The organism is Mesorhizobium sp. M0227, from assembly GCF_040321855.1.
Classification (GTDB): domain Bacteria; phylum Pseudomonadota; class Alphaproteobacteria; order Rhizobiales; family Rhizobiaceae; genus Mesorhizobium.
In genome coordinates this window covers 56,370-68,900 of record NZ_JAMYSJ010000014.1, presented here as the reverse complement: position 1 = coordinate 68,900, position 12,531 = coordinate 56,370, and the positions used below count along the sequence as shown (strand labels likewise).

Below are 12,531 nucleotides of genomic sequence, written 5' to 3'. Positions count from 1 at the left end.
GACGAAAACGCATGTTTACACTGCTCGTCGATTTTGCGGACAAGGTCTCGGTCTTCAATGTCTTCCGCTACATCACCTTCCGCACCGGCGGGGCGCTGATCACGTCGGCGCTGATCGTCTTCATCTTCGGACCGACCATCATCAATTCGCTGCGGCTGCGGCAAGGCAAGGGTCAGCCGATCCGCGCCGATGGGCCGCAGACACATTTCAAGAAGGCCGGCACGCCGACCATGGGCGGCCTGATGATCCTGTCGGGCATCATCGGCTCGTCGCTTTTGTGGGCGAACCTGTCGAGCATCTATGTCTGGGTGGTGCTGCTGGTGACGCTGGGCTTCGGGTCGATCGGCTTCTACGACGACTATCTCAAGGTAACCAAGCAGTCGCATCTCGGCTTTTCCGGCAAGGCACGCCTTGCGCTTGAATTTGTCATTGCCGGCATCGCCGCCTGGGTGATCATGCACAATGGCCAGGCGCCGTTCTCTTCGTCGCTGACATTTCCCTTCGCCAAGGAATTCATCGTCAATCTCGGCTGGTTCTTCATTCCGTTCTCCTGCTTCGTCATCGTCGGCGCCGGCAATGCTGTGAACCTCACCGACGGTCTGGACGGACTGGCGATCGTGCCGATCATGATCGCGGCGGCTTCCTTCGGTGTCATCGCCTATCTCTCCGGCAACGCCGTGTTCGCCGAATATCTGCAGATCCATTTCGTGCCCGGCACCGGTGAACTGGCGGTCGTGCTCGGCGCGGTCATCGGCGCTGGTCTGGGCTTCCTCTGGTTCAATGCGCCGCCTGCGGCGATCTTCATGGGCGACACCGGCTCGCTGGCCATGGGCGGCCTGATCGGCACCGTTGCGGTCGCCACCAAGCACGAGATCGTTCTGGTCATCGTCGGCGGATTGTTCGTCGTGGAAATCCTGTCGGTCATCATCCAGGTCGGCTACTTCAAGATGACCGGCAAGCGGGTGTTCCTGATGGCGCCGATCCACCATCATTTCGAAAAGCTCGGCTGGACCGAAAGCCAGGTGGTGATCCGCTTCTGGATCATCGCCGTCATCCTGGCGCTGGTCGGCCTGTCGACCCTCAAGCTGAGATAGGAAGCCCCTTGATCCCCGCCGCATCCTTTTCAGGCAAGCGCGTTTCGCTCTTCGGGCTCGGTGGCTCGGGGATCGCGACGGCGCGCGCACTGATCGAGGGCGGCGCGGACGTGCTGGCTTGGGACGACAATCCCGAAAGCGTGGCCAAGGCAACGGCTGCCGGCATCGCAACCGCCGATCTCCGCGGCGCCGACTGGGCGAAATTCTCGGCCTTCGTGCTGTCGCCAGGTGTGCCGCTGACGCATCCCAAGCCGCATTGGACGGTGGAGCTGGCGCGCGGTTCGGGCGTCGAGATCATCGGCGACATCGAGCTTTTCTGCCGCGAGCGGATGCTGAGCGCGCCAAATTCGCCTTTCATCGCCATCACCGGCACCAACGGCAAGTCGACGACGACCGCGCTGACCGCGCATATCCTGAAAGCCGCGGGACGCGACACCCAGATGGGCGGCAATATCGGCCGCGCGGTAATGACGCTCGATCCACCCGAGCCCGATCGGCACTATGTGGTCGAATGCTCGTCCTACCAGATCGACCTCGCGCCCTCGATCAATCCGACGGCAGGCATCCTGCTTAACCTGACGCCCGATCATCTCGACCGCCACGGCACCATGCAGCACTACGCCGCGATCAAGGAGCGGCTGGTGGCCGGCAGCGAGACGGCGATCGTCGGCATCGACGATTCCTGGTGCGCGCAGATCGCCGAGCGGTTGGAGCGGGCGGGCCGGCCTGTCATCCGCATTTCCAAGCGCCTGCCGCTGACCGATGGCTATTTCGCCGATGGCAGCAATCTGATGGAAGCCGTGCACGGCCGTTACAGCCGTGTCGCCTTCCTCGAAGGCATCGGCTCGCTGCGTGGCCAGCACAATGCCCAGAACGCTCTGGCGGCGGTCGCCGCTTGCCTCAAGGTCGGGCTGGAGCTTGGCGAGATCCAGTCGGGGCTGGAAAGCTTTCCCGGCCTCGCGCACCGCATGGAGCAGGTCGGCCGCAAGGACCATGTGCTGTTCATCAACGATTCCAAGGCGACCAATGCCGATGCGGCGGCGCCGGCGCTGTCCAGCTTCGCGCGCATCTACTGGATCGCCGGCGGCCTGCCCAAGGAAGGCGGCATCGAACCCTTGCGCGGCTTCTTCCCGCGCATCGCCAAGGCCTATCTTATCGGCGAGGCGGCGCCGGCTTTTTCGGCGACGCTGGGCGAGGCAGTTCCCTACGAGATTTCAGGCACGCTGGCCGCGGCGGTCGAGCACGCCGCGCATGATGCGGCCAAGGACGACAGCGGTGAGGCGGTGGTGCTGCTGTCGCCGGCCTGCGCCAGCTTCGACCAGTTCAAGAATTTCGAAGTCCGCGGCGAAGCCTTCAGGCAAGCTGCGAATGCTATCGAGGGTGTGAAACCCATCGGAGGGGCACGATAATGCAGAGCCGTCTCGACAAAAGTCCGGTTGCGACCTGGTGGTGGACGATCGATCGCTGGTTCCTGGCGGCGTTCCTGTCGCTGATGGGGCTTGGCATCGTCTTGTCCTTCGCTGCCAGCCCGGCGGTGGCCGAACGCATCGGCCTCGACAGTTTCCACTTTGCCACCAGGCAGATCATCTTCACCGTGCCGGCGCTCGGCGTGATGCTGGCCGTTTCCTTCCTCGATTCCAGGCAGATCCGGCGCATGGCGCTGGTCATCCTGTGCCTGATGCTGGTGCTGATGGTGGCGGTGCTCTACATCGGCGTCGAGGTGAAGGGTGCGCGCCGCTGGGTGTCGCTTGCAGGCCTGTCGATCCAGCCGTCGGAATTCCTGAAGCCGGCCTTCGTCATCATGTGCGCCTGGCTGTTCGCCGAGCACAAGCGCCAGCCTGACATTCCGGGCAATCTGTTTGCCATGCTGCTGCTGGTGCTGGTCGTATCGCTGCTGGTGGCGCAACCGGACCTCGGCCAGACCATGCTGACGACCGGCACCTGGGGCATCATGTTCTTCATGGCCGGGCTGCCCTGGCTGTGGATCGTCGCGCTCGGCGCGGCCGGCGTCGGTGGCGTCTTTGCCGCCTATACGGTGTTCCCGCACGTTGCCTTGCGCATCGACAAGTTCCTCACCGGCGAGGGCGACACGTTCCAGGTCGACATGGGGCGCGAAGCGCTGATCAATGGCGGCTGGTTCGGTGTCGGGCCGGGCGAGGGCACAGTCAAGCGCGTCATTCCCGATAGCCATGCCGACTTCGTCTTCTCGGTCGCGGGCGAAGAGTTCGGGCTGATCATGTGCTTCTTCATCATGTCGATCTTCGCCTTCATCGTGCTGCGCGGCCTCAACACGGCGCTGAAGGAGCATGACGATTTCACCCGCTATGCGGTCGGCGGCCTCGTCACCGTGTTTGGCCTGCAAGCGGTCATCAACATGTGCGTCAATCTCCAGCTTGTGCCGGCCAAAGGTATGACGCTGCCGTTCATCTCCTATGGCGGCTCCTCGCAGATCGCCATCGCCATCTCGATGGGCATGGTGCTGGCGCTGACACGCAAGCGGCCGGAAAAGCGCAAGCAGATGGGCTTTGGCCTGTCGCAACGCGCCCTGCCGGCGGAGTGATATGGCCAGAGGCGTCATCCTTCTCGCGGCAGGCGGCACCGGTGGGCATCTTTTCCCGGCCGAAGCGCTGGCGCATGAGCTGAACGAGCGCGGCTGGTCAGTGCATCTGGCGACCGACGACCGTGCAGAGCGTTTCGCCGGCCATTTCCCGGCCGCAGCCGTCCATCCGATCCAGTCGGCGACGATGGGCTCGAAAAACCCCTTTGCCCTGCTTGGTGCCTTCTGGAAAATCTGGCGCGGCGTGCGCCAGGCTTCCGCCGTCATCGCCAGGATCAAGCCGGATGCGGTCGTCGGCTTTGGCGGCTATCCGACCTTGCCGCCGCTCTACGCGGCGACACGGCGCAAGGTGCCGACCCTGATCCATGAGCAGAACGCGGTGATGGGGCGCGCCAACCGGGCGCTGGCCGGCCGTGTCGATGCCATCGCCGGCGGCTTCCTGCCGCAGGACACCAGTGCTGCCGGGGTCAAGACGGTGACGACAGGCAATCCGGTCAGGCCGGCCGTGCTGGAAGCTGCCAGGACGAATTATGCGGCATCGACCGGGGAACAGCCGTTCCGCCTGCTGGTGTTCGGCGGCAGCCAGGGCGCTCAGTTCTTTTCCGATGCCGTGCCGGGGGCGATCGCGCTGCTTTCCGATGCTCAGCGCAAGCGGCTGGTCATTACCCAACAAGCTCGCGCCGATGATGTGGCGCGGGTCAAGGCGGCCTATGCGGCACTGGGCGTTGCTGCCGAGGTCTCACCCTTCTTCACCGACATGGCGCAGCGCATGGCGGCTGCGCACCTGGTGATCTCGCGCTCCGGCGCCTCGACCGTTTCGGAGATCGCCGTCATCGGCCGGCCGGCGCTGCTGGTGCCTTACCCCTACGCGCTCGACCACGACCAGGCGGCGAACGCGGCGGCCCTTGCCGCTGCCGGCGGCGGCGAAGTGCACCCGCAATCCTCGCTCTCGCCCGAACGCATCGCAGTGCTCCTCGGCGGGCTGATCGACCAGCCTGAGCGGCTTGTGGCGATGGCGGCGGGCGCGAAATCGGCCGGCCGGCCGAACGCGGCACGGTTGCTCGCTGATCTTACAGAGGCTATTGCGTCCAAAAAAACCATTTCGGATTTCAGGAAGGGGACGCAAGCATGAAGATGCCGCAGACCATCGGCCTTGTGCATTTCATCGGCATTGGCGGCATCGGCATGAGCGGCATTGCCGAAGTGCTGCACAATCTCGGCTACAAGGTGCAAGGGTCCGATCAGGCCGAAAGCGCCAATGTGCAGCGGCTGCGCGACAAGGGCATCGAATGCTTCGTCGGCCATAGGGCCGAGAATCTCGGCGATGCCGAGGTTGTCGTCGTCTCGACGGCGATCAAGAAATCCAACCCTGAGCTCAAGGCCGCGCGCGAAAAGCTGCTGCCGATCGTGCGCCGGGCCGAAATGCTGGCCGAGCTGATGCGCTTTCGCCAGGCGGTGGCGATCGGCGGCACGCATGGCAAGACGACCACGACCTCGATGGTGGCGACCTTGCTCGATGCCGGTGGGCTCGATCCGACCGTCATCAATGGCGGCATCATCAATGCCTACGGCACCAACGCGCGCATGGGCGACGGCGAATGGATGGTGGTCGAGGCCGACGAAAGCGACGGCACTTTCCTGAAACTGCCGGCCGAGATCGCGGTCGTCACCAACATCGATCCCGAGCATCTCGATCACTATGGCAGCTTCGACAAGGTGCGGGAGGCGTTCCGCCAGTTTGTCGAGAACGTGCCGTTCTACGGTTTTGGCGTGATGTGCACCGACCATCCCGAGGTGCAGGCGCTGGTCAGCCGCATCGAGGACCGCCGGGTCATCACCTATGGCGAGAATGCGCAGGCCGACGTGCGCTTTACCAATCACCGCATGGCAGGTGCCATTTCGGAATTCGACGTGGTGATCCGCGACCGCAAGACAGGCGGCCAGACTGTCATAGCAGGCCTGCGCCTGCCGATGCCCGGCCGCCACAACGTCTCCAACGCGACGGCAGCGATCGCGGTCGCGCATGAGCTCGGCCTGTCGGCCGAGGCGATCAAGAAGGGCCTGTCGTCCTTCGCCGGCGTCAAGCGCCGCTTCACCCATACCGGTTCGTGGGACGGCGTCGAAATATTCGACGATTACGGCCACCATCCGGTCGAGATCTCGGCGGTGCTGAAGGCGGCGCGCAGCGCCACCCAGGGTCGCGTCATCGCCATTGCCCAGCCGCATCGCTTCACCCGGCTGCATGATCTGTTCAACGAGTTTTCCACTTGCTTCAACGACGCCGACACAGTGATGGTGGCGCCGGTCTACGCGGCCGGCGAAGAGCCGATCGACGGCGTCAGCTCGGACGCGCTGGTGTCGCGCATCCGCGCCGGCGGCCATCGCGACGCGCGCTACATCGAGGGTCCGGCGGCGATCGCGCCCGTCATCCGTGATCTGGCCAAGCCGGGTGACTTCGTCGTCTTCCTGGGCGCCGGCAACATCACCCAATGGGCCTATGCGTTGCCCAAGGAGCTTGGCGGGACCGTCTCATGATGCACGGCCAGGCCCTGATCGACAGACTTGGCGACCGGCTTGCCGGCCTGCGCGGCCGCCTCACGCCGAACGCCGAGATGGACAAGATCACCTGGTTCCGTGCCGGGGGCCTGGCTGAAGCGTTGTTCCAGCCGGCTGATGAGGAGGATCTTGCGGTGTTCCTCAAAGCCGTTCCTGAAGAAATACCTCTTACCGTCGTTGGCGTCGGCTCGAACCTTTTGGTCCGCGACGGCGGCATCGAGGGCTTTGTCATCCGCCTTTCGGCCAAGGGCTTCGGCGAGGCCGAGGTGATTTCGCCGATCAGGATCAAGGCGGGAGCTGCGACCCCCGACAAGCGTGTCGCAGCGGTGGCGCTCGAGGCCGGCATTGGCGGCTTTCATTTCTACCACGGCATTCCGGGTGCAATCGGCGGTGCGCTGCGGATGAATGCCGGCGCCAATGGTGTCGAGACGCGCGAGCGCGTCGTCGAAGTGCGGGCGCTCGACCGCAAGGGCAATGTGCAGACGCTGAGCAATGCCGATATGGGATACGCCTATCGCCATTCAGCGGCGCCCTCCGGGCTGATCTTCACCTCGGCCGTGTTCGAAGGCTTTGCCGAGGAGAAAACGGCGATCAAGGCGGCGATGGAGGCCGTGCAGAACCATCGCGAGACCGTGCAGCCGATCCGCGAGAAGACCGGTGGCTCGACCTTCAAGAATCCGGAAGGCACGTCGGCCTGGAAGGAGATCGACAGAGCGGGCTGCCGCGGCCTGATGATCGGCGGGGCCCAGATGTCGCCGATGCATTGCAACTTCATGATCAACACGGGAACCGCGACCGGCTACGACCTTGAATATCTCGGCGAGACGGTGCGCACGCGGGTGCTGGAGAATTCCGGTATCCGGTTGCAATGGGAAATCAAGCGAATCGGCAATTTCCGGCCGGGGCATGCCGTGCAGGAGTTTCTCGGGCAGCTCCTTTAAGGTGCACTTTGGCGCGCGTTGAAGTTCATGTGATGCATGAACTTCAACGAGGCCGAAACGGTCCGCGACCGTTGCCGCAAAGACTCAACGACACGCTTTTCGCATCCATTTTCTCAGAAAGTGAATCTCTCGGAATCGTAAGCACTTGCCAGTGAATCAACTCTCTGATTCTCTGCTCGAAAGCGTTTCCTGATTTGAGTCGTTCGACGCGTTTTCAGCGTTTTCCGTCTGGGGGGCAACCTGCCGGGAGACTCTGACTCAATGTTGCGGAAAATCTGGTTTTGGTCCGCCGTGAGAGAGGGGATGCCGGGGAATGAAAAACAAGCATGTGGCCGTCCTGCTGGGTGGTTTTTCGTCCGAGCGGCCCGTGTCTCTTTCGTCGGGAAGGGCTTGTGCCGATGAGCTCGAGAAGGAAGGCTACCAGGTCACCCGTGTCGATGTCGGGCGCGATGTCGGCTCCGTGCTTGCCGAGCTCAAGCCGGATGTCGCCTTCAATGCGCTGCACGGCCCTTTTGGCGAGGACGGCACCATTCAGGGCATCCTTGAATATCTCGGCATTCCCTACACCCATTCTGGCGTGCTCGCCTCGGCTCTGGCCATGAACAAGGAGCAGGCCAAGCGGGTTGCCAAGTCGGTCGGCATCGTGGTCGCCGAATCGAAGGTCGCCAGCCGCTTTGCCATCCAGAACAAGCATCCGATGAAGCCGCCCTATGTGGTCAAGCCGGTCAATGAGGGTTCGAGCTTCGGTGTCGTCATCGTGCATGAGGGCCAGTCGCATCCGCCGCAGGTTCTTGGCTCGTCGGAGTGGAAATATGGCGATACCGTCATGGTCGAGCGCTACATCCACGGCAGGGAGCTGACCTGCGCGGTGATGGGCGATGTGGCGCTGGGGGTCTGCGAGATCATCCCGACCGGCCATTCCTTCTACGACTATGATTCAAAATATGTCGCCGGGGGATCAAAGCACGAATGCCCCGCAAAAGTTTCACCGAATATTTACCAAAAAATACAAACACTGGCGCTCAAGGCTCACCAAGCGATCGGCTGTCGAGGCGTTTCCCGTTCGGACTTCCGTTATGACGATCGTCATTCCGAAAACGGCGAGATTGTCTGGCTCGAGGTCAACACCCAGCCGGGTATGACGCCGACGTCTTTGGTGCCTGAAATCGCCGCCCAAGCCGGGCACTCGTTTGGCGATTTGTTGAGTTGGATGGTGGAGGACGCTTCGTGTCTGCGTTGAAATGGGGACAAGGTAGGGAGAGGGGCGCGGCCGGGCCGGCGCTGTTCGGCCTGTCATTGTCGTTGGACCATTTCGTACTGCCGCGCATGCTTCGCCGCCCGGTGCGCATTCTGGCGCGCCTGGGCGTTGGGGAATTCCAGGCGCCGCGCTTTTCCGCGGCCATGATGTCGGCCGTGCTGATTTTCTCGAGCAGTGCCTATGGTGCCTACCTTGGCGGTCACGTCGACGGTATCGTGCAGAGCATCACCGCCCGTACCGGCTTTGCCGTCGATCAGGTCAAGGTGGTCGGCAATCGCCAGACCTCGGAAATCGATATACTCGACAGGCTTGAACTTGATGGCTGGACGTCGCTGATCGGCTTTAATGCCGAGGCAGCGCGCGAACGGATCTCCGGCCTGCCGTGGATCGAGGTTGCGGCGGTGCGCAAGGTCTACCCGCATACGCTGGAAGTACGTGTCGAGGAGCGCGAGGCTTTCGCGCTCTGGCAGCAGGGCGACGAGCTTTCGGTCATCGAGAGGAATGGTGCCATGATCGCGCCGTTCTCGGGCGGCAAGCAGGTGCTTCTGCCGCTGCTGATCGGCGCCGGCGCGCCGGCGAGCGCGCCCGATTTCCTGGCCAAGGTCGAAAAATATCCCGAGCTCGCGAGCCGGATCAAAGGGTATATCCGCGTAGGCGAGCGGCGCTGGGACCTGAAGCTGGACAATGGCATCACCATCAAGCTTCCCGAGGATGACGAGGAACAGGCGCTCGCCGAACTCGTGAAGATGGATCATGACAGCGGCTTGCTGTCGCGCGACATCGCCGCCGTCGACATGCGCCTGACGGACCGGCTGGTCGTGCAGTTGACGGCGGAAGCGGCGACGCAGCGCGAAGCCGCCCTCAACGAGAAACCCAAGAGCCTGAAGCGCAAGCCGGAGACGAAGATATGAACTGGCTTGGCGGTCCTGGCGATGCCGCGTCGCGCCGGTCCGGCACCCTGACGGTGCTGGATGTCGGTTCGAGCAAGGTCTGCTGCATGGTGGCCAAGCTGAAGCCGTGCGATGACGGCAAGCTGCTGCGCGGCCGCTCGCACCGGATCCAGGTGATCGGCATCGGTCACCAGAAGTCGCAAGGCGTGAAGTCGGGTGTCATCGTCGATCTCGACCGCGCCGAGCACGCCATCCGCCTTTCCGTCGACGCGGCCGAGCGCATGGCCGGGCTGACGGTCGATTCTCTGATCGTCAACATGACGGCCGGCCGGCTCAAGAGCGAAGCCTTCTCCGCCACCATCAATCTTGGCGGCCATGAGGCCGACGAGGCCGACATCAAGCGCGTTCTCGGTGCTGGCGCCAAGCAGGCGCTGAAGGCCGAGCGCGAGGTGATCCATTCGCTTCCCGTCGGCTTCTCGCTGGATGCCGAACGCGGCGTGCGCGATCCGCGCGGCATGGTCGGTGACGCACTCGGCGTCGACATGCATGTGCTGACCGGCGACGCCGCGCCGATGCGCAATCTGGAGCTTTCCATCAACCGCTCGCATCTGTCGGTCGAGCGCATGGTGGCGACGCCCTATGCCAGCGGTTTGGCGGCCCTGGTCGACGACGAGCTGGAAATGGGTGCGGCCTGCATCGACATGGGCGGCGGCACGACAACGATTTCGGTGTTTTCGGAAGGCAAGTTCGTCCATGGCGACGCCATCGCCATCGGCGGCAACCACGTCACGCTGGACATGGCCAAGGGGCTGTCGACCTCGCTCGATGCCGCGGAACGGCTGAAGGTGATGCATGGCTCGGCGCTGCCGGGCAGCGCAGACGACCGCGACCTGGTCTCGGTCCAGCCGATCGGCGACGATGGCGACGTGCCCTTGCAGATCCCGCGCTCGGTGATGACGCGCATCGTGCGCGCCCGCATCGACGAGACGCTCGAACTGCTGCGCGACCGGCTCAACAGGTCCGGCTATGGCAATGCAGTGGGCAAGCGTGTGGTTCTTACCGGCGGTGCCAGCCAGCTTGCCGGCCTGCCGGAGGCGGCGCGCCGCATCCTGGGACGCAATGTGCGCATCGGCCGCCCGCTCGGCGTGGCCGGCCTGCCGGAAGCGGCGAAGGGGCCGGCCTTCTCGGCCGCGGTGGGGCTTCTGATCTATCCGCAGATGGCGAGCTTCGAGAGCCATCCTGCGAAAGGAATTTCCGGTCTCAAAATGACCGGAACGGGCGGAAAACTGCATCGCATGAGTCAGTGGTTGAGAGACAGTTTCTAAAATTGACGGGGACAGCCCCATAGGCGGCCGCGGCGGCGAAGCGGCGTGAAAGGCAAAGGACGGAGACAATGACCATCAATCTGCAGAAGCCGGACATCACCGAGCTTAAGCCGCGCATCACCGTGTTCGGTGTCGGCGGCGGCGGCGGCAATGCCGTCAACAACATGATCACCGCCGGTTTGCGCGGTGTCGAGTTCGTGGTGGCCAACACCGACGCGCAGGCGCTGACCATGTCGAAGGCGGGCCGCCTGATCCAGCTCGGCGCGCATGTCACCGAAGGCCTTGGCGCCGGCTCGCAGCCGGAAGTCGGCCGTGCGGCGGCGGAAGAGTGCATCGATGAAATCCTCGATCACCTGACCAACACCCATATGTGCTTCGTCACCGCCGGCATGGGCGGCGGCACCGGCACCGGTGCTGCTCCCGTCGTTGCCCGCGCGGCGCGCGAAAAGGGCATCCTCACCGTCGGCGTCGTCACCAAGCCGTTCCACTTCGAAGGCCAGCGCCGCATGAAGACCGCGGATTTCGGCATCGAGGAATTGCAGAAATGCGTCGATACGCTGATCGTCATCCCCAACCAGAACCTGTTCCGGCTGGCCAATGACAAGACCACCTTCGCCGACGCCTTCGCCATGGCCGACCAGGTGCTCTATTCCGGTGTCGCCTGCATCACCGACCTGATGGTCAAGGAAGGCCTGATCAATCTCGACTTCGCCGACGTCCGTTCCGTCATGCGCGAGATGGGCAAGGCGATGATGGGCACCGGCGAGGCTTCCGGAGAGGGCCGTGCGATGGCCGCCGCCGAAGCGGCGATCGCCAACCCGCTGCTCGACGAGACCTCGATGAAGGGCGCCAAGGGCCTGCTGATCTCGATCACCGGCGGCCGCGACCTGACGCTGTTCGAAGTCGACGAAGCCGCGACCCGTATCCGCGAGGAAGTCGACCAGGACGCCAACATCATCCTGGGCGCCACTTTCGACGAGGAACTCGAAGGCGTCATTCGCGTCTCGGTGGTTGCCACCGGCATCGACAAGTCGGCGGCTGAAATCGCCGCCGCGCCGATCTCGATCCGCACGGCGCCTCCGAAGCCGGCCAGCCGCCCGGCGGCTCAGATCGCGGAGGTTCGTCCGGCGCCTGTCCAGCAGGCGGCATACGAGCCACGCGCTGTCGACCCGGTCGCGGAAGCCATCCATCTGGCCGAAGCTAATGCCGCGGCTATGGCGCAGGCGCGCCCGGCCCCGGTCGCCCACGCTGAAGATTTCCGCCCGCAGAGCAAGATCTTCCAGGCACCGCCCGCCCAGCCGATGCCGCAGCCGGTGGTCCAGCAGATGCAGCCGGCCCCGCAGCCGCGCGAGATGCTGCAGCGCGAAGCGCCGCAGCCGGTTGCCATGGCGCCGCAGCGTATGCCGCGCGTCGAGGACTTTCCGCCGGTCGTCAAGGCCGAGGTGGACGCCAAGAGCCGCCCGGTCGACCACGAGAACAACAGCGGACCGATGGGCCTGCTGAAGCGCCTGACCAATGGCCTGACCCGCCGCGAGGAGGAACCCGCAAGGCTGCAGCCGGCGCAGCCGCGCGAGCCCAAGCTGCGCCAGGCAGCGCCCGAAGTACGCCGTCTCGCCAGTCAGGATGCGCAGCTGTATGCGCCGCGCCGTGGCCAGCTCGATGATCAGGGCCGCCTGACGCCGCAGGTGAGGACGACTCAGGAAGACGATCAGCTGGAGATTCCGGCGTTCCTGCGCCGCCAGGCCAACTGATTGGTAAACGGACTGTAACATTTGTTAACAGGCAAGCGAGGAATCGCTTGCCTGTTAACGTTTTAAATGGTGGGATTTCAACGACTTACCAATTCGTACTCATTCCATTTCGCGGTTACACAGAGTAAGAAACCGTGATTTGGAGTCTCCCTGACGGGA

The 12,531-nt window shown here is 64.0% G+C and carries 10 protein-coding genes; all 10 read left to right on the top strand.

All coding sequences use genetic code 11. The annotated features are described in order from the left end of the window. Positions 1-11: 11 nt before the first annotated feature. On the top strand, positions 12-1,094 hold the full coding sequence (mraY, locus tag NKJ00_RS19905) for a phospho-N-acetylmuramoyl-pentapeptide-transferase (protein WP_013530954.1): 1,083 nt from the start codon (positions 12-14) through the stop codon (positions 1,092-1,094). 8 nt (positions 1,095-1,102) lie between these two features. Next, positions 1,103-2,503: a UDP-N-acetylmuramoyl-L-alanine--D-glutamate ligase gene (murD, locus tag NKJ00_RS19900; RefSeq protein WP_128303493.1), complete on the top strand. Its 1,401-nt coding sequence runs from the start codon at positions 1,103-1,105 to the stop codon at positions 2,501-2,503. Next, the gene (gene ftsW / locus NKJ00_RS19895) at positions 2,503-3,654 is read left to right on the top strand and encodes a putative lipid II flippase FtsW (RefSeq protein ID WP_128303494.1); all 1,152 of its coding nucleotides are present in this window, start codon (positions 2,503-2,505) and stop codon (positions 3,652-3,654) included. The genes murD and ftsW overlap by 1 nt, the downstream gene beginning before the upstream one ends. 1 nt (position 3,655) lies before the next feature. After that, entirely contained in the window at positions 3,656-4,783 is a 1,128-nt protein-coding gene (gene murG / locus NKJ00_RS19890) for an undecaprenyldiphospho-muramoylpentapeptide beta-N-acetylglucosaminyltransferase (RefSeq protein WP_128303495.1), read from the top strand. Beyond that, entirely contained in the window at positions 4,780-6,186 is a 1,407-nt protein-coding gene (murC, locus tag NKJ00_RS19885; RefSeq protein ID WP_023813140.1) for a UDP-N-acetylmuramate--L-alanine ligase, read from the top strand. The genes murG and murC overlap by 4 nt, the downstream gene beginning before the upstream one ends. After that, positions 6,183-7,148, top strand: a complete 966-nt coding sequence (gene murB, locus NKJ00_RS19880) for a UDP-N-acetylmuramate dehydrogenase (RefSeq protein ID WP_031213597.1) — start codon at positions 6,183-6,185, stop codon at positions 7,146-7,148. The genes murC and murB overlap by 4 nt, the downstream gene beginning before the upstream one ends. A gap of 313 nt (positions 7,149-7,461) precedes the next feature. Then, the gene (locus tag NKJ00_RS19875; RefSeq protein WP_352442238.1) at positions 7,462-8,388 is read left to right on the top strand and encodes a D-alanine--D-alanine ligase; all 927 of its coding nucleotides are present in this window, start codon (positions 7,462-7,464) and stop codon (positions 8,386-8,388) included. Beyond that, complete coding sequence (locus NKJ00_RS19870; RefSeq protein WP_352442239.1) at positions 8,376-9,317, top strand: cell division protein FtsQ/DivIB; 942 nt, start codon at positions 8,376-8,378, stop codon at positions 9,315-9,317. The genes NKJ00_RS19875 and NKJ00_RS19870 overlap by 13 nt, the downstream gene beginning before the upstream one ends. After that, a complete protein-coding gene (gene ftsA / locus NKJ00_RS19865) occupies positions 9,314-10,621 on the top strand; it encodes a cell division protein FtsA (protein WP_352442240.1) in 1,308 nt (435 codons plus the stop codon). Before NKJ00_RS19870 ends, ftsA begins: the two co-directional genes overlap by 4 nt. 68 nt (positions 10,622-10,689) lie before the next feature. Beyond that, positions 10,690-12,372 carry a cell division protein FtsZ gene (ftsZ, locus tag NKJ00_RS19860; RefSeq protein WP_352611270.1) on the top strand — a complete coding sequence of 561 codons (1,683 nt, stop codon included), beginning with the start codon at positions 10,690-10,692 and terminating at the stop codon, positions 12,370-12,372. Positions 12,373-12,531: the final 159 nt, after the last annotated feature.

Bases quoted from the DNA above. Each gene is read 5' to 3' on its own strand.
- ftsA (WP_352442240.1), top strand. From the start codon at position 9,314: ATGAACTGGCTTGGCGGTCCTGGCGATGCCGCGTCGCGCCGGTCCGGC.
- mraY (WP_013530954.1), top strand. From the start codon at position 12: ATGTTTACACTGCTCGTCGATTTTGCGGACAAGGTCTCGGTCTTCAAT.
- murG (WP_128303495.1), top strand. From the start codon at position 3,656: ATGGCCAGAGGCGTCATCCTTCTCGCGGCAGGCGGCACCGGTGGGCAT.
- NKJ00_RS19875 (WP_352442238.1), top strand. From the start codon at position 7,462: ATGAAAAACAAGCATGTGGCCGTCCTGCTGGGTGGTTTTTCGTCCGAG.
- murB (WP_031213597.1), top strand. From the start codon at position 6,183: ATGATGCACGGCCAGGCCCTGATCGACAGACTTGGCGACCGGCTTGCC.
- murC (WP_023813140.1), top strand. From the start codon at position 4,780: ATGAAGATGCCGCAGACCATCGGCCTTGTGCATTTCATCGGCATTGGC.
- ftsW (WP_128303494.1), top strand. From the start codon at position 2,503: ATGCAGAGCCGTCTCGACAAAAGTCCGGTTGCGACCTGGTGGTGGACG.
- ftsZ (WP_352611270.1), top strand. From the start codon at position 10,690: ATGACCATCAATCTGCAGAAGCCGGACATCACCGAGCTTAAGCCGCGC.